The sequence below is a fragment of the Gimesia panareensis genome (assembly GCF_007748155.1).
GTDB lineage: Bacteria > Planctomycetota > Planctomycetia > Planctomycetales > Planctomycetaceae > Gimesia > Gimesia panareensis.
Map to the genome: position 1 here is coordinate 4,797,332 of NZ_CP037421.1, position 17,887 is coordinate 4,815,218.

General features: G+C 54.3%; 14 protein-coding genes. 10 read left to right on the plus strand and 4 right to left on the minus strand.

The annotated features are described in order from the left end of the window. Positions 1–58: 58 nt before the first annotated feature. Together Enr10x_RS17735 and bshB1 are read right to left on the minus strand one after the other, a co-directional pair. The gene (locus Enr10x_RS17735; protein ID WP_145450848.1) at positions 59–1,516 is read right to left on the minus strand and encodes a Gfo/Idh/MocA family protein; all 1,458 of its coding nucleotides are present in this window, start codon (positions 1,514–1,516) and stop codon (positions 59–61) included. A gap of 299 nt (positions 1,517–1,815) precedes the next feature. Next, positions 1,816–2,523: a bacillithiol biosynthesis deacetylase BshB1 gene (gene bshB1, locus Enr10x_RS17740; RefSeq protein ID WP_145450849.1), complete on the minus strand. Its 708-nt coding sequence runs from the start codon at positions 2,521–2,523 to the stop codon at positions 1,816–1,818. Positions 2,524–2,739: 216 nt separating this feature from the next. Here bshB1 and Enr10x_RS17745 point away from each other — a divergent pair, with 216 nt between their 5' ends. The 5 genes from Enr10x_RS17745 (at position 2,740) to Enr10x_RS17765 (ending at position 9,828) form a co-directional block, all read left to right on the plus strand. Beyond that, positions 2,740–3,033 carry a hypothetical protein gene (locus tag Enr10x_RS17745; protein WP_145450850.1) on the plus strand — a complete coding sequence of 98 codons (294 nt, stop codon included), beginning with the start codon at positions 2,740–2,742 and terminating at the stop codon, positions 3,031–3,033. A 320-nt stretch (positions 3,034–3,353) separates the two neighbouring features. Beyond that, the gene (locus tag Enr10x_RS17750) at positions 3,354–6,881 is read left to right on the plus strand and encodes a DUF1553 domain-containing protein (RefSeq protein ID WP_145450851.1); all 3,528 of its coding nucleotides are present in this window, start codon (positions 3,354–3,356) and stop codon (positions 6,879–6,881) included. 3 nt (positions 6,882–6,884) lie between these two features. Further along, positions 6,885–8,336 carry a DUF1501 domain-containing protein gene (locus Enr10x_RS17755; RefSeq protein WP_145450852.1) on the plus strand — a complete coding sequence of 484 codons (1,452 nt, stop codon included), beginning with the start codon at positions 6,885–6,887 and terminating at the stop codon, positions 8,334–8,336. 128 nt (positions 8,337–8,464) lie between these two features. Beyond that, positions 8,465–9,166 carry a hypothetical protein gene (locus Enr10x_RS17760; protein WP_145450853.1) on the plus strand — a complete coding sequence of 234 codons (702 nt, stop codon included), beginning with the start codon at positions 8,465–8,467 and terminating at the stop codon, positions 9,164–9,166. Between the two features lie 74 nt (positions 9,167–9,240). Further along, complete coding sequence (locus Enr10x_RS17765; protein ID WP_145450854.1) at positions 9,241–9,828, plus strand: hypothetical protein; 588 nt, start codon at positions 9,241–9,243, stop codon at positions 9,826–9,828. A gap of 124 nt (positions 9,829–9,952) precedes the next feature. On the opposite strand, the gene Enr10x_RS17770 is transcribed toward Enr10x_RS17765, so the two are convergent. Continuing rightward, positions 9,953–12,241, minus strand: a complete 2,289-nt coding sequence (locus Enr10x_RS17770) for a WD40 repeat domain-containing protein (RefSeq protein WP_145450855.1) — start codon at positions 12,239–12,241, stop codon at positions 9,953–9,955. Positions 12,242–12,543: 302 nt separating this feature from the next. On the opposite strand from Enr10x_RS17770, the gene Enr10x_RS17775 reads away from it, so the two are divergent. The 4 genes from Enr10x_RS17775 (at position 12,544) to Enr10x_RS17790 (ending at position 15,360) form a co-directional block, all read left to right on the plus strand. After that, positions 12,544–12,882, plus strand: coding sequence for a hypothetical protein (locus Enr10x_RS17775; RefSeq protein ID WP_145450856.1), 339 nt, complete (start codon positions 12,544–12,546; stop codon positions 12,880–12,882). A 75-nt stretch (positions 12,883–12,957) separates the two neighbouring features. After that, positions 12,958–13,545 (plus strand): hypothetical protein, encoded by a 588-nt coding sequence (locus tag Enr10x_RS17780; protein WP_145450857.1) that lies wholly within the window; start codon positions 12,958–12,960, stop codon positions 13,543–13,545. 127 nt (positions 13,546–13,672) lie between these two features. Further along, the gene (locus tag Enr10x_RS17785; protein ID WP_145450858.1) at positions 13,673–14,233 is read left to right on the plus strand and encodes a hypothetical protein; all 561 of its coding nucleotides are present in this window, start codon (positions 13,673–13,675) and stop codon (positions 14,231–14,233) included. Positions 14,234–14,469: 236 nt separating this feature from the next. After that, positions 14,470–15,360 carry a tetratricopeptide repeat protein gene (locus Enr10x_RS17790; protein WP_197997263.1) on the plus strand — a complete coding sequence of 297 codons (891 nt, stop codon included), beginning with the start codon at positions 14,470–14,472 and terminating at the stop codon, positions 15,358–15,360. Between the two features lie 376 nt (positions 15,361–15,736). Here the strand turns inward: Enr10x_RS17790 and Enr10x_RS17795 are convergent, their stop codons facing one another. After that, entirely contained in the window at positions 15,737–16,258 is a 522-nt protein-coding gene (locus tag Enr10x_RS17795; RefSeq protein WP_145450860.1) for a DUF6933 domain-containing protein, read from the minus strand. Between the two features lie 547 nt (positions 16,259–16,805). Here Enr10x_RS17795 and Enr10x_RS17800 point away from each other — a divergent pair. Next, positions 16,806–17,813, plus strand: coding sequence for a linear amide C-N hydrolase (locus Enr10x_RS17800; RefSeq protein ID WP_145450861.1), 1,008 nt, complete (start codon positions 16,806–16,808; stop codon positions 17,811–17,813). Positions 17,814–17,887: the final 74 nt, after the last annotated feature.

Genomic DNA, 17,887 nt, shown 5'->3' on the forward strand with positions numbered 1-17,887 from the left:
AAGGCCCCCTTCGCTGTGAAGGGGGCCTTCTCAAATCGTTTCCGTTCGAAACAGACTCTTACAGGTTAGCCGTCGTAGGAACCACGAATGGCTTACGGTATTCACGAGTCAGTTTCGGATTGGCTTCAGAAGACCTGCTACCGGTGAAGGTTTCTGCCTTGCTGTCGATGGTCAGTTTGGGACCCATGCTGACGATCGTATCATCAGTGCTGAGCTTGTTGTCGCCCAGGTGCTGACGGAAGCGGCTCAGCGTTTCCAGAGCTTCGGTATCTCCACTGAGCTCAGCAGCCAGTTCTTTGACCGGCATCTTCTCGCCGAGTTCGTAGGAAATGTTACCCAGGTGACACAGAGCACTGGAGAGGTGACCTTCGTTGATGTCCGCGTTCAGATCGCTGATCTTGCGGCTGCGGACGGCATCGATGAAGTTCGCAAAGTGATCAGCCGATCCGGAGAACTTCTTGATCATTTTGCCGTCGTTGTTGAAGGCCGTAGCACTGTTGTAGCTCGGAATCACGAGGTATCCGTCGGTACCGTAGAAGATCACGCCGACTTTAGAACCCTTGTAAGCTTCGGTTTCCAGGCCACGGACTTCGAAGACCAGACGCTTGTCGCCGTACTCATGGATGCTGACCTGAGTATTGGCGACATCGCCGGCATCAACATATCCCAGACGACCGCCGTAAGCCTGTACGCTTTCGCCGATGTCATCGACGCCCAGTCCCCAGCGGGCGATATCCATCTGGTGGATCCCCTGGTTACCCAGGTCGCCGTTACCGGTCGGGGTCTGCCAGTGCCAGTCGTAGTGGAACCGCTGACGGGTCAGGGGTGCCATCGGTGCCGGACCAAGCCAGATATCGTAATCGACACTGGCCGGCACATCGTAGTTACCCTTGGGGCCGATTGATTTACGACGCTTGTAGCAGGTACCGCGGGCCAGTTTAACATCGCCGATACCGCCGGCTTTGATGAAGGCGATCGCGTCGATCAGACCAGGCTGTGAACGGCACTGTGTACCGGTCTGGACAATCTTGTTGTGCTTACGGGCGGCTTCCACAATCCGGCGACCTTCGCTGACGTTGTGGCTGACCGGCTTTTCACAGTAGACATCTTTACCAGCCTGAATGGCCCAGATCGCTCCCAGTGCGTGCCAGTGGTTGGGAGTCGCGATGCTGACCACATCGATGTCCTGATCTTCGAAAGCCTTCCGCAGGTCTTTGTAGTACTTCGGCTTTTTGTTGGTCTTCTTGTAGACGTTACCGACGCCTTTGGTCATCCCCACGCTTTCATCGGGATCAACGATGGCGACGATCTCGGTGTCTTTACGGCCGGCATAGGCACCCAGGTGAGACTGACCGCGACCGTTAACACCCAGCAGGGCAACGCGCAGTTTTTCGTTGGGGCTGCTGGACTGCGACTCGGCTGCTGAGAGCTGAGGAATCGAAGTGCTCAGAGCTGCTGCGCCGGCGGCAGCAAACATCGATTGTTCAAGAAATTCGCGACGAGATTGTTGAGACATCTTCTTTTTTCTCCTCATTAAGTGTCAGAAGGTAGGGTGGCACTGTGCGCTCAGGCGGGGTGGAACAACAGTCAGAGTCGTGAGGGCACTCTTATAAACTGACCTGGATGTGTCGCCCCAGTCAGTTCAGGCGCTGTCATTCCGGGATATTTGTAAATTCTGTTTAGCAAAGTCTAACCGATGAAAGTACGAACATTCAAGGTTGAACCGAAAAACCGCCCGGAATCAGGGCGATTTCCTCACGGTACTCCTGCGGATTCTCCAGACGGGAGATTCCGCGCAACTGGGAATCCTTACGTTCATTCCGCCGCCGATAATGGCAGAAAACTCTGAATTCCAATCTCTTCGCGACTGGCAAAAGGTTCACCATAGGCCCGATGAATCGTCCAGCCCCAGTAACGGGCCCGGTCTTTGATGTCGTCCAGAACCGTCGGATGTTCTGTCGGACGCCCCTGGATCATCTGGCTCTCATAACAGCGGATTGCCTGCATTTTCTGCTCGATGTGAGGAGAAATATCGAACACGAAGCTCGCCTTGGGATGAATCCGCAGATGAATGCTCCAGAAATAATAGATCTGCGGCGGCCAGTAGCGATCCCCCGACATATCGGTTTTGCTGAGCTTCGACCAGAACCGGGACGCATCCACCAGGTGACTCGCCGCCACGTGATCGGGGTGCACGTCTTCCCAGTACGGGGCGAGAATCACTTTTGGCTGCTGTTCGCGAAAGACTTCCGCCAGTTGACGGCGGGCGGTCAGGCTCGATTCCAGACTCCGGTTTGGCAGTTGCAGGTTCTCCCGCCAGTCCAGCTGCAGGACCTCTGTCGAGGCGGCGGTCTCTTTTTCCCGGATCTCAGGGCTACCGTAAGGCGTTGGTTCACCGTTGGTTAGTTCAACAACGCCCACACGCTGGCCCGCGGCTTTACAGGCCAGAATCGTGCCGCCCACGCTGATTTCGGCATCGTCGGGATGCGGAGCCACGACCAGTACATCTAATGGGGAATCCACGGATACTCCTTCTATTACAGTCTCAAACGGCTCTGAGCCGGTCTGGAAAAATCAGGGTAGACTTGAAATTCGAAATCCTTAAAATTCGTCGCACTCTCTCTCAACGGGGCTCCCGCCCCGTTTTACAATTCTCACATTTCTATTGTAGACCATCAATCATAACGGTGAAGACACGCGCTGTCCTCTTCCGGCGATGATTGTATGGAGGATCCTCTCATGAAATCTTTTGTCCTGGCGTTCATCGCCTGTGGGCCGGTGTTTTTCCTCACCAGCGGCTGCGCAGAAGTGATGAAGCCCATCTCAGACCTGCAGTATGAAACCATGCGTGCCTTCAAGCCCAAACCCTTCGATTCCGACTGGAGTGGGGAAGAAGAAGTTGACCAGTGGAGCTATGTGGGGGAAGAAGCCCGCGGCGACCGCGTTCGTGAACACGACGTAGACCGCTGGTGGCAGAAATGGGTGATGAGTTCCAAAGCTCGCAGCATTGAAAAGAACCTGGGAATCGACTGATTCACCCCTGTTGGAGGCAGCCGGGGGCCGCTGTCTCCCTCTCAGGCAAAGCGATTCTTTTTCTTGCATCTGCTCTTTGCATAAATTATATTAAGTTAATACAGACAGGGCGTTTTCGTCGTGTCTGGAGTGAATTAACTTACCTGCCGTACGCTTCAGAACCGTCGGCTACCGTCAATCTACACACAGACTGACGGACTGGTATCACCAAACCTGAACCCGCGTTGTTTGTTGTACCACTCTCTCTACCAGCTCTCAGTGATTGAGACGATATCCCCGGGTACGGCGGCAGCGCAAATCCTACCTGAAGGTGCATACCTATGTGGAATCTCTACCTGAGAACCGTTTCTCTGGCAGGAATCCTCTTGCTCAGCGCGCACGTTACGAGTGCCGCTCCCCCTGCAAAATCATCATCCGAGAAAGCTTCGCCTGCCAAAACACCCGAGGTCGACTTTAACCGGGACATCCGGCCGATCCTCTCCAAGAACTGCTTTCACTGCCACGGTCCCGATCCCGAAACCCGCGAAGCCGGCCTGCGTCTGGATGAACGCGCCTCCGCGGTCATGAAGCTGGAAAGCGACGCCCACGCGATCGTCCCCGAAGACGCTGCGAAAAGCGAGCTCTTCAAACGCATCACCTCGAACGATGAAGACGCAGTGATGCCGCCCCCCGATGTGGGTGAGAAACTGACCGACGCCCAGATCGCGAAGATCAAAGCCTGGATCGAACAGGGCGCCCCCTATGCCCGGCACTGGTCTTTCATTCCGCCTCAACGACCTGCGCTGCCCGCAGTCAAACAGAAAGACTGGCCGGCGAATGACATCGACACTTTCATCCTCGCGAAGCTGGAACAGGCGGGGCTGAAACCGAGCCCGGAAGCCGACCGCTACACGCTGATTCGTCGTCTGAGCTTCGACCTGCGGGGGCTGCCTCCCACGCTGGCCGAAGTCGATCAGTTTGTGAATGACAAATCACCCAACGCCTATGAAAAACTGGTCGATCGGTTCTTAAGCGATCCCTCCTACGGCGAACGCTGGGCCCGCAAGTGGCTCGACCTGGCTCGCTATGCCGACTCGAAAGGCTACGGCTCCGATCCCCTGCGGATGGAGATCTGGCGCTACCGGGACTGGGTCATCAACGCCTTCAACCAGAACATGCCCTTCGATCAGTTTACCCTCGAACAGCTGGCCGGCGACCTGCTCCCCAATCCGACACTCGAACAGAAAGTCGCGACCGCCTTCCATCGCAACACGATGACCAACACCGAAGGGGGGACCGACGACGAAGAATTCCGCGTCGCCGCCGTCAAGGATCGCGTCGACACGACAATCCAGGTCTGGATGGGGCTGACCATGGGTTGCGCGAAATGTCACTCGCATAAATACGATCCGATCTCACAGAAGGAATACTACCAGCTCTACGCGATTTTCAATCAGACCGCGGACAACGATCAACCGACCGACGCACCGACGATTGCCGCTCCCACACCGGAGATGATCAAAACGACCGAACGCATCGAAGCGGAAATCGCGTCGCTGAATCAGAAACTGAATACACACACGCCAGAACTCGCAGCGGCACAGCAAAAGTGGGAATCAACACTGCACGCGAAGCCCAACTGGCAGACACTGAAGCCGACCAGCGTGACGTCCTCCGCGAAGACCACAAAGTTTACGATTCAGAACGACGCTTCGATTCTGGCTTCCGGTCCCGCGGCGAAAGAAAGCTACACGATCGAAACCGAAATCGACGCACCCGCCTTCAAAGCCCTGCGGCTCGAAGTGCTGCCGGACAAAAGCCTGTCTGCGAACGGACCGGGGCGGGCCAAAGACGGGAACTTCGTCCTGTCAAATATCAAAGTCGAAATGCAGCCGATCAAAGGGGAACAGAAAGACGCACCCGCGCAGGGACAGTTCCTGCGGATCGAACACCAGGGGAATAAGAAACAGTTTCTCTCGCTGGCCGAGGTGCAGGTCTATCAGGGAGACAGGAACATCGCCGGACAGGGTGTCGCCACACAGTCGAGTACTGGCTATTCCGCTCCCGCAAAACTCGCCATCGACGGCAACACCGACGGCCACTTCTTCAACGCGAAGTCCACCACGCACACCAATCAGGAAGTCAAACCCTGGTGGGAGCTCGACCTGAAAAAAGTCACGCCTGTCGAACGCGTTCAGATCTGGAACCGCACCGATGGTTCCGGCGATCGGCTGGCAAACTTCAAAGTCAGTCTGCTCGACAAGGATCGCAATGTCATCTGGCAGACTGTGGTCACCAAAGCGCCGGATCCGAGCACCACGCTGTCCATCTCCGATCGCCGTGTGATTCCCATTAAACGGGCGCTCGCTTCTCACTCGCAGTCCGGCTTCCCGGTGAATGCGACGCTGGATCCCAAGAGCGGCAACAAAACCGGCTGGGGCATCGCTCCACAGTTTGGCAAAGCCAACAGCGCGTACTTCTTCCCCGATAACAGCCCGGTCAAACCGACGGGCAAACAGCGACTGATCGTCACGCTGTCGCACAATTACAAAGACCCCCAGTACGCGCTGGGACACTTCCGCCTGTCATACACAACAGAAGCCAAACTCGAACCCCGGCTCAGCGTCCCCGATGACATCCTGGCGATTGTCGATTCCCTCTCGGAAGCACGCACGCCCGCTCAAAAGAAAAAACTGGCCGACTACTACCGCGGCATCGCCCCGCTGCTCAAACCGACGCGGAACGAGATCGCCAAACTGCAGAAGTCAAAACCGAAATTCCCGCAGCTGCCGATCATGGAAGAGCTGCCGGCTGACAAGCAGCGAAAAACGCACATCATGGTGCGGGGCAGTTTCCTGCAGCCGGGCGACCTGGTGGAACCGGCGCTGCTGAGTGCCTTCAACCCGGCTCCTAAAGAGACGTCCGAAAACCGGATCGCCGTCGCGAAGTGGCTCACCGATCCTGCCAACCCACTGACCGCTCGAGTCGCCGTGAACCGGTTCTGGTCGCAGCTGTTTGGGGCGGGGCTCGTCGTCACCGAGGAAGACTTCGGCACGCAGGGCGAGCTCCCCAGTCATCCAGAGCTGCTGGACTGGCTGGCAACCGAATTCGTTCAGAACGGCTGGGACATGAAAGCCCTGCTGAAAACAATCGTGATGTCGAACACCTATCGGCAGGCTTCGACCACGCAGCCGATTCACCTGGAGAAAGATCCCAAGAACCGCCTGCTCTCCCGCGGGCCGCGTTTCCGTCTGTCGGCGGAGATGATTCGCGACCAGGCGCTGGCCGTCAGTGGTCTGCTGACGAAGAAGGTCGGCGGGCCGTCCGTCTATCCGGTGCAACCCGAGGGCATCTGGCGGGCCGCGTTCAACGGTCAGCGGACCTGGGCCACCAGCAAAGACGCCGATCGTTACCGCCGGGGTCTGTATACCTTCTGGCGGCGCACGGTCCCCTACCCTTCGATGGCGACCTTCGACGCCCCCAGCCGGGAGATCTGTACGATCCGTCGCATCAACACCAATACGCCGCTGCAGGCGATGATCACGATGAACGATCCGGTCTTCATCGAAATCTCGCAGGCATTGGGCAAACGGCTGTTCGATGAAGGGGGCGACACGCCACAGTCCCGCATCGAATATGGACTCAAGCTCTGCCTGCTCCGTCCGCCGCAACCCGCACAGGTGCAGCCGCTGCTGGCACTTTATGAATCTGAAAAGGCCTACTATGCAGCCCATCCCGAGGAAGCCAAACAGCTCCTGGAGAATCCGCTGCATCCGCTGCCCAAAGAATATAACCCCGCAGAACTCGCAGCCTGGACCGTGATCGCCAACGTGCTGCTGAACATGGATGGCGTTCTCACGAAAGGATAAACCATGAATATCAGACAACAGCAACTGCAGGCGGTAACCCGCCGCCACTTTCTCGCGCAAGGCTCGACCGGCATCGGTTCGATCGCCCTGGGCGCCATGCTCGCCGAGAACAACAGCGCCGCCGCGAACACACCGGAGCAGACCGACACGCCGCCGTTCCGCATCCCGGGGAAAGCCAAGCACGTGATCTTCCTGCACATGGCCGGTTCGCCTCCGCAGCAGGAGTTCTTCGACTATAAGCCGGAGCTGGTCAAACGCAACATGCAGCCCTGCCCCGATTCGTTCCTGAAAGGCCGCGGCTTCCCGTTCATCAAGGGGCATCCCAAAATGCTGGGGACACCCTACAAATTCAAACAGTACGGCGAGGGCGGCACCTGGATGAGCGAGCTGCTCCCGAACTTCCAGAAGGTCGCCGACGATGTGGCCGTCATCAAGTCGATGCACACCGATCAGTTCAACCACGCGCCCGCCCAGCTGTTCCTGTATACCGGTGCCCCCCGTTTCGGCGGGGCCTCGATGGGTTCCTGGATCACCTACGGTCTCGGTTCGGAAAACAAAAACCTGCCCGGGTTCATGGTGCTGCTCAGCGGCGGCAGCGATCCGAGTGGCGGGAAGAGCCTGTGGGGGAGCGGCTTTCTGCCGTCCGTCTACCAGGGGGTGCAGTGCCGGACCAGCGGCGATCCGATTCTGTACGTCTCGAACCCGAAAGGGATCAACCGGGAGGTCCGTCGGCGGAGCCTGGATGCGCTGAAGAAGCTGAATGAATTCGAGCTCAAGCAGTTCGGCAACCCGGAAACGCTGACCCGCATCAACCAGTACGAGCTCGCGTTCCGCATGCAGATGTCGGTTCCCGAAGCCGTCGATCTCTCCAGCGAAACTAAAACGACGCACGAACTCTACGGCACAACCGGCGGGACGGCTTCGTTTGCGAATAACTGCCTGCTGGCCCGCCGGATGGTGGAACGGGGCGTGCGGTTCATCCAGCTGTTCGACTACGGCTGGGACATGCACGGCACAGGCAAGGGGAACGACCTGATCACCGCGGTGCCGAACAAGGCCAAGGACATCGACCGCCCGCTGTACGCGTTGATTACCGACCTCAAGCAGCGGGGCCTGCTGGATGAAACGCTGATCGTCTGGAGCGGCGAATTCGGCCGCACCTCAATGAACGAAGCCCGCAACGGCTCCACCTTCCTGGGCCGCGACCACCACCCGCACTGCTACACGATCTGGATGGCCGGCGGCGGCATCAAGGGCGGCGTGTCATACGGCGAAACCGACGAACTCGGCTACTTCGTCGCCGAAAAGAAAGCCAGCGTCCGCGACCTGCAGTCAACGATCCTGCACCTGACCGGGTTAGACGCGCGGAAGATGAAGGTGCCCTACCAGGGGTTGGACCAGCGGTTGATTGGCCCGGCGGATGAGGATCATTTACTGGAAGGGGTTTTGGCTTGATGATAGGGCTTTTGAACCATTCCAGGTTGGGAGCTAAAATCACATAACAACGTATTTTGCCGATCAATCGAATGCCGGAGTCGAGCACAAATCAAATCGAAATACTCCCTGCGAAACCGGGATCGGCCATGCAAAGGTCTCTCCTGCGATCCACGGCTGCCATGGCACTGATCGTGTTTGGAGCAGCCATGGGGTTCATCTCATTTGAGTTGGTGTCGAACCGATTCGGTAACACCGACACGCTGGGACTCTTTTTGTTCGGTCTCGCAGGATGCGTTTTCGTAACCGGCGTCGCTCTATTCTTTCTCCGTCTTCCCCGTGCGATATTAGTAGGCATCATTGCCGCCCCTTTATCTGTTGTACTCCTGTTTGTTTTGTACTGGGTGACTCTATTTACAACAGCATTTCAAAATCGTAACCACCAGGATTTTGCTGCCAACGGCGTTTCACAGATTCAGCCCGCCCGGCAGATGGACGAACTATTCGATGAGTGCCATCATTACATCACCTACGGTAAAGAGAGTCCGTTGTTTAATTCTGTCGCCTACTTCGGTGACCGCTATCAACTGACAATGCAGGTCCCGGTAAATATCCAATCCAAAACGTCTGGATCAGTTACAGGAGAACCGAATTTCTATCTCAATGAGATCGAAACAATCACTGTTTCCCCATCAGGAGGGGTCGGTACATCCTATTCTCGAAATCTCCATTTCGGCTCAACTGAATGGCAAAAGGTCTTCGAAGCCAAGGGGGACTTCAGTACAATAGGATTTGACATCAAACCAACTGGTGTAGCCAACTTTCAAAAACACGTTGATGCGTCACGTTAATCCTATTCTAAATGCTTCTTCGCTTCGCTCCACCGGTGATCGAAACCGCAGCAGACTCGTAAAGGAGACAGACGATGAATCGACACCTCACCTTCGTTATTGTCGCGGTTGTCGCAGGTGCGGCTTCCGTATTCACGCATGCCGAAGAAGAGACGCGGAAATCAGAGATTAACACGTTCAAATCGGCGCAGCAAAACAGGGACTATCGCGTTTCGCTGCTGGGCATCACCAAAGGGATTGCTTTTGTTGATTCGCAAGCGCTGATTGACGATGGCGGCCGTGCTCCGGGCAACAACGCGGTGCCCTGGATGCGCGTCGTCGCTGTCATCGAAAAACTCACAGACAAAGACGAATCGTGGGGCTTCAACGCGGAAACGGTGGAGGGCAAAGCGCTGGTCGGCAAAGTCCGAATTGAATCGAACGGTCGCGTGGTTGGGAGCCACAGCAGTGGCATCGCCGAAATGGATTGCAATTCCCCGCGGCTGCGCGCTGCCACATTCCCGGTCGGATTGCCCCAGGATCTGAATGAGCAGCAGTCCAAGGTCTACTCCTTTACCTTGTCCGGCAAGTTCCAGCCTGCTGAAACGGTTGTGCTGCGTTTTACCTTCGGCGATTCAAAAAACCGCCGCGAACTGGTGTTCCATGATGTCCCACTGCCGTAGGCGGTTGTGCTTAATGAGACTTGCTCCCTTGTTCTCCCCCCGAGAGATTGTGCTGGGAACCTCACGCATAACAACCTGATTTTGTTGCCGTGCATGACCATTTCCAAAGAGCAGACTTAAACCCTTATTTTTTTCGCCTCTTTTCAGCCATTAGTATTTTCAACTTGTGGACTCGACCAGCTTTATCGCCAACGATTAAAGTGTCGCCATTGGGACTGATCGAAAGACTAGTGACGACATCATCGAACCTGTATGTTGCGATCGCCTTTCCGCTAGCGAGATCCCACATTTTTAGCGATTTATCATTCGAACCGGAAATCGCATGCTTCCCGTCCGGCATTATCGCCACGCAATTGATCTCTTCAGAATGCCCTTTGAGCGTTTGAAGTGGCTTCCTGTTGGCCACGTCCCACACTTTCAGTGTATTATCTGATGAACCAGAAATGCACTGTTTTCCATTGGGAGTCAATGCCACACAGTTGATCACACCAGTATGCCCTTCGAGAGATCCGAGTAACTTCCCGCTGGCCAGATCCCAGATTTTCAGGCTTGTGTCAAATGAACCGGAAATGGCTTGCTTTCCCTCGGGCATGATCGCTACGCACAATACGTATCCGGTATGTCCTTCGAGTGACTGAAGTATCTCTCCCTTTGCCAGATCCCACACTTTTAGCGTTTCGTCAATCGAACCTGAAACGGCTTTCTTCCCATCGGGTGTGATTGCTACGCATCTTACCGAGTGAGCATGTCCTTTCAGGGTTTGCAGAAGTGTTCCGTTGGACAAGTCCCACATTTTGAGTGTTCTGTCAAAGGAACCGGAAACGGCCTGCTTTCCCTCGGGCATGATCGCTACGCAAAGAACAGAATCGTTATGGCCTTCAAGAGTTTGGAGAAGTTTTCCGTCATCTAAATCCCACACTTTTAAAGTTGTGTCCCATGAACCTGAAATGAACTGACTGCCATCAGGAGTGATGGCCACGCAATAGACAGTCTGAAGATGACCGTTTGGTGTCCAAGGCATCTTGCCCTTTGTCAGCTTCCACACCTTCAGCGTATCATCGGTTGAACCTGAAACAACCTGGCTGCCATCTGGTGTCACCGCCAGACAGTTCACATGATGCGCATGTCCTTCAAGTGTCTGGAGTTGCTTTCCACTATTCAGATCCCATACTTGCAACGTTGTGTCCAGCGAACCTGAAATAACTCGCTTCCCATCTGGAGTCACTGTCAAACAACTGACCGGCCCAGTATGTCCCTCAAGTGTTTTAAGCAGCTTTCCGTTCTTGAGATCCCACACTTCCAGCGTATTTTCCTGTGGACTGGAAATAGCCTGGCTTCCATCTGGTGTCACCGCTACGCGAAAACTGTGAGTATTGATTGTGCGGAGTTCTTTTCCACTGTTGAGGTCCCACACTTTTAGTGTTTCATCAAACGAACCAGAAATGGCCTGTTTACCATCGGGCGTTATTTTTATAAAATCCACCAGACTTGAATGTCCTTTAAGTGTTCGGAGCAGTTTTCCACTTTGAATATCCCAGACTTTTAATGTTCTATCATTTGATACGGAAACAGCTTGCTTTCCATCTGGAGTTACTGCCACGGCATTGACTGCACGAGTATGTCCTTCAAATGTTTTAAGTAGCTTTCCACTGGCGAGATCCCACAGCTTCAGCGTTTCATCGTCTGAGCCTGAAATAATCTGTTTTCCATCTGGGATAATCGCGATACAATTAGCCCCGCTGGAATGCCCTTTGAGAGTTCGGACCAGCTCGCCAGTCTTGAGATCCCATACTTTCAACGTATTGTCACTTGCACCAGAAATGGCTTGTTTCCCATCAGGCGTTATCGCCACACAATTGATTGATCTTGTGTGTCCTGCAAGAGTCCACATTAAAGGACCGTCGGTTTGATTGAAAGTGGGCCATTCAGAACGGAACTGAACTCGATTGTGTGGTAGAGTCTGAAATGGTTTAAAAACGGGCTCCGGTCGGTCCAGTAACCTGGCTTGAAGCTGTTCTCTCAATGCCTCGGGATGGTCGCGCAAAATATGTTTTGAAAGATTCAGCGCAGCTTTGATCGTTTGGGTGTTCGGGTCAGATTCTTTATTGTATTCCTCAATCAAGCGATCAATGCCAATTTGATCGAGTTGGTATTCGATCCACGCGGGGTTCAAATACTCGGGCTGATTGGCATCAAATTTCGGAGATTGACTTTCGGCAGGGAGTGACTGGGAATCTTTAAGGTCCTGATTCTCCCTGCTTGTGAGTTTTTTTTGTGGTCGAGTTTCACCCGGCGGATCTGCTGGGGGATCGACCTTGCCGCAAGAGAACATAAGCCCGCAGATGAAGAGTAAGCAAATACCGATGATCTTATCAGTGACATTCACTATCAATAGATTATTAAAACCAGCCATTGGTTTAACCTTTTCAAAAGTAAAAAGTTCCTCTTTTGAGAGAGCCTGCTATTTCTGAGGAACTTCAGTTCTTCTCGCAAACCGTGAACAGTCCCTACATGTTTGGTGCTCAACTTTGTTGCGCACCAATTATCAACCCAGCTTATTGACACTTGTCAGAATCACACCCCAACATGTTGAACATCTGTAACACAGTGGGTAGCATAGGTGCTTTCTTGCGTACTATCAACGAGTAAACGTATGCAATTAGAAAAAGGAAAAAGCGGTAGTCCCCGAAATCGTTCATCAGCTACGAGTAAAAAATGAATATCACATTTGGGGATCATGTCCGCGTTTTATCAACGCCGGAAACTGATGAGAGACGACTTGCCGGTAAGAGTGGGCAGGTTTATGGGGAGACGACACCTTCCGTGACTGGTGTGGAAGTGATTGGTGAAACCAGAGAAGATTATGCCATCAATGTGTTCATTGAAGATCTTGATTCTGCATTCTGGTTTGCCCCTGATCTGCTGGAACTGATTGATCATGCAGCAGGCACAGAAATCATTATTGGCAACTTGAAGGCTGTTCGTCGCGCCGATGGCAGTTGGGAAGAGTCTGAAATTTCACCCACCATAAAATGGTGGCAATTCTGGCGATAACCACTCACAATAAGTCACTTCGTCCACTTTGAAAACACAATGCTGTTTTCACCGCATTTTAGAAGAAGGCGCTCCATGCCATCAGATAAAGAACGGCGACGTCAAGCGGCTCAGCGTGAGCGGGAGCGGCGGGCTCAGGAAATTGAATCACAGCGACGGCAGGCGGCGGCGGATGTGAACTGGGGGTCTGCGACGACGCTCCTGAACGGCGAACTTCGCGAGCAGATTATCCGGCTCGGTGGGCTGCCGGCTGAACCGACGGGTCAATCCGCTGTCGAAATCCTGACACAACAGATCAAGTGGCCCACCGGCACTTTTCGTTCATCCGAAATCCGTTTTCGTGGACGGCATGCAGGGACCGATGCTGCTGAAATGACTGATACTCAAATCCAGGATTCTGTGCTGGTGTGGTGCCATGACTTCGAATTCGCGATGAACGGCAGCTTCTACCCTGACTGGCAAGCTGACTTCACAGCGGTCGATACTGCTCAATTCATCCCCTTCGGGGCGGACGCCCATTACTTCTATCTGATTGGAGACAACCCGCAGGATTCTTCGAACCCGCTGGTCTATTCTGTCGATCATGAAACGGTATTCGAGAAACCTTACAACAGCGAGGGGACGACCGTCCTCAGCCTGTTGGAATTACTGATCGCGAATTGATGAGAGGTTGGAACGGAAAAGGGACAGACCCCGACACTATGCACTATGCGATTTTCACAGTTGGACAAGCCAACTGTGCCACCCGGATGCTGGCTGAACCTTGCTGTGCCACCCAGCGAGAACTGAAATGAACTGGATTGTTCCCCGAATCAGAAACGTTCGCAAAATTCTGCCGTACCTGTTGTATGGTGCGATGCTTGCCGGACTCTACGGGATGATTCATGATCAGATCAGCTTTACGATCTCGCCTGAATATTTCACCGATTTCAAATTCCAGCAGTTTCGTTATGCGGATTTTCATTTGCCGGAGCGACTGTTTGTGGGCATCATCGGATTCCTGGCGACCTGGTGGGTGGGATTTTTTTCCGGCTGGTTTCTCGGGCGCATTCGTTTTTTCAGTGATGATTTACAAACGGCCCATCGCGATATGCTGCAGGGTTTCGTGATCATTGTCTGCTGTGCCGTGGGGGCGGGTATGCTGGGTGGCGTCGTGGGATACCTGAATTTCTATGTATTTGATACTCAGGAATTCATGGGGTTTGAAAAACAATTTTCCGGAACCACGCTCAAGCGTTTTGCGATCGTGGGGACGATTCATAATTTTGGTTACGCTGGCGGATTGGCAGGATTTATCGTCGCTGTCATCTTACTCAAACGAAAAATGAAACAGTGCAACGCCAATGCCTGACCTGCGATGGAAAGGGATCAGACCCCGAATTGATTTTTTAGATTGAGGTGTGACGCTTGTTCCATCACAGTTGGACCAGCCAACTGTGGCACACGGTGCTTGAGTGATGTGTAGCGGGACTATTCATTTTTTCTTGACAACCCGCTCTTAACTAATGACACTGCATTCATTCAACTCACACTGTTTGATACTGAAATCAACCCGTTTCAATCCCATTATCCGGCCAAATGATCGCAATGAGTGACCACCTTGACATCGACGTTCTGCTGCAAGAGCCGGCATCGCTGGCTGTTGCTGAACAACTCGTCGCCTGGGCCGATACAACGCGTACCCAAATTGCGCGTGGGGACATGATGCTGGGCATCCTGACGATCGATCGCGCAACAAAGATTCCCACGGCTTACAAAACGGCTGCACAACAGGGACTGTCCAGCGCGTGGGTCACTCTTGCCTGGTGGTACGCTTATCCCGATTTCGGCGAACCGGACCTGTCCGCTGCCGAGGAAGCATTGGGGACAGCCGTTGCTGCCAATGTTGACAACGCGCAACTGGAACTGGCCCGGATGCGCTGGTTCTTTAAACGCGAGACGGCAACAGAATCCGAACAACAGCAGGCTTTTCAGTATGTTTCCGAAAGTGTTGACTCTGATCCCGCCAACGCCGAGGGAGTTTACCTGCTCGCATTACTCACGACGCATGGCTTCGGAGTGGCTGCCTCGCCAGGAGCGGGATTTGAACTGCAACAACGCGCGGCTGATCTCGGCAATTTAGACGCCCTGTTTGAAATCTATGTGCATTATGCGAATGGTCTTGACGTTCCCGTCGACGAAGAACGGGCCTTTGCTGCCTGTCAACGCGCTGCTGAAGCGGGACATCCGCGGGCCATGTATAATCTCGGTGCCTTTAACGCGACCGGACGGGGAATTCCCCGGAATATGACAGAAGCGGTCAAATGGTATGAACGGGCCGCCGACGTTGGCAATCCATCCGCCATGGCAGGCCTTGCCATGATCTTCGCGACCGGTGATGGCGTTGAACCGGATCGCGAATACGCGCGCGAACTGTTTGATCAAGCTGATTATTGTGGCCTCGATGTCAGCCACCTTCGAGAACAGGTGGGACTTTGACCCTGCGACTGTTGTGCCCGGAACCACTCTCCGTTCTGTGGTGAAGGGCTTTGATTTTATCACAGTTGGACAAGCCAACTGTGCCACCCGGATGCGGTGGAGGTTGGTGGCTTTGCACTTTATCAATCGTGGTAGCTGCGACCTCCTGCTCGTTGCGCTTTGATCGAATTGCATTCGATCTGACCCTTTCTGTGGGGAAGTTTTACTGGTCCCGTTTCACGTTTTCTCTTTTTCGTTCCCTGCCAGGCGGGTCGACACATGGGTAGGCCCCTACGACTGTTGTGGTAGGAATGTGTTTGCTCTTTGTTGCGTTCTCTTTTTGTTGGAGCTTTCAACCGGGGCTAATGGCGTACACTGCGTGGGGAAAAGGAAAGGTTTACTGGTCCGCCTGCTTCGCATCCACCATTCTCTGGAACGCGTCCCGGGGTGTGGCGTACCCGTCTGACTTTGTGGCAGCGATGCATGATAACAGGTGGTCATTCAGCCGATAGCCGACCTCGTGGGGCGGCAGCCGGTTGTCGATCATCAGGTCCTGGGCGCATTCGACCAGCTGATTCATCGAAGTGGTCACCGAACGGTTCAAGGCCTTGCTGAAGTGGACGGTTTCCCGGTCGGGGTCAATGAAATTTCTGAACGCCCACTGGTGGGCATCGTCGGCGGTAAAATCCCGCAGGCAGTCCAGTGCGTTTTCCACGAAGGTCTCCGCATCCGGAGCCCCCTTGCCGGGCATCACGCAGGAATACAACGAACAGGTATTGCTCAGCAGAATATATTGACGACGGTCAGCCGAGAACAGGCGGCAGGACCAGTCTGCAAAAGGATTCTGATCCAGGGCCTGGTGATCCAGCGAACCGGTTTTGAGTTTCTGATTCAGCTTGTGGGTCAAACGAAAGATCATCTGGTATTCTCGGTTGCAATACGTCAGGTTACAGCACTGTTGGGCAAGCCAACAGTAGCACACACCATTTCATTTCCTACTTCATATTCTCCTGTTTTATAGTGATATTATAACGATTCCATTCGGCGTTGATACTGTCATCGTCCCCCGCCAGGCAGGCGGACACATGGGTCGGCCCCTACGGTTGCTGTGATTGGAACGTGTTTAATCTTTGTCGCGTTCTCTTTTTGTTGTAGCTTTCAACCGGGGCTAACGCCCTGCGGCTAATGGCGTACACTGCACGGGGAACCGAGAAGATTCACTGACCCGTTTCACGTTTACTCTTTTTCGTTCCCTGCCAGGCGGGCCGACACATGGGTAGGCCCCTACATGATTCCACTCAATGAAAGTGAATCGCCAGCGATCTGGTAGTGACTCCGTGCGTGTGGGAAGCGGGGGTTTATTTGTTGACTTTCAATATTCATCGAATGACAATGATGGTCGTATCGGAAAACGACACTCCTTCGTGACTCTCACATCATAATTCAAAAATTGTCAGGAGAGACCAATGTGTTCGCGAATCCAGTGGAAGGCCAACGGACAGCCCGTGCTTGTCGGACGGAACATGGACTGGACCGCCCGCATGGGAACCAAACTGTATGCGATGCCGAAGGGGATCGAGCGGGACGGGCTGGTTGACGAGACCCCCCTCAAGTGGACTTCCCGCTATGGCAGCGTGGTCACGATATCATGGGATTGTGCGACCGCCGATGGTATCAACGAGGCAGGCTTAAACGGCAATCTGCTCTATCTGGCCGAGTCCAACTTCGGCCAGCGGGATCCTTCCCTGCCCGGGATTTCGATTGCCCTCTGGGTTCAGTATTTACTCGATACCTGCGCGACGGTTGCCGAAGCAGTCGCAGCAGCCAGGGCCTGGCAGGTTCAGCCCTTCGAACTGGTGCACCAGGGCGTCAAGGCCGACGCACCGCTGCATCTGTCGCTTTCCGACGCCACCGGTGACTCAGCGATCATCGAGATCCTTGACGGCACGCCTCGCATTCACCACGGACCGGAACACACCGTGCTGACGAACTCGCCCATCTATGACGAGCAACTGGTCCTGTTAAAGCAATATGAGGGGCTTGGTGGCAAAAAGCCGATTCCCGGGACCATGGAGGCCGAGGACCGCTTCGCGCGCGGCGCATTCTACCTGACCAAGTTGCCCGAACAACCAGAGTCATACCAGGCGGCGGTCGCGGGAGTCCTGAGTGTGATCCGCAACATGGCGACTCCACTGGGTGCCAATGATCCCGAGCGGCCCAATATCGCGGCAACAATCTGGCGGACGATTGGTGACTGCACAAACAAACGTTACTTCTTCGAGTTCTGCGACATGCCTAACGTGATCTGGGTGAACCTGGACAACCTGGACCTGAGCGAGGGCGCCTCCGTCCGCATGTTCAATCTGGCCGCGGATATGGAAGCGGCGGGAGAAGTCTCCAGCAGGTTCCAACCTGCTGAGTCGATTGATTTCCAGAAAGCGAATACTGCGGTCACCTGGCAGCCAGCTGCCTAGACGGATGACGATGTTGTTGAGAGTGAGAGCTTAACACTGTTGGACAAGCCAACAGTCGCACACACCTCCGTGTA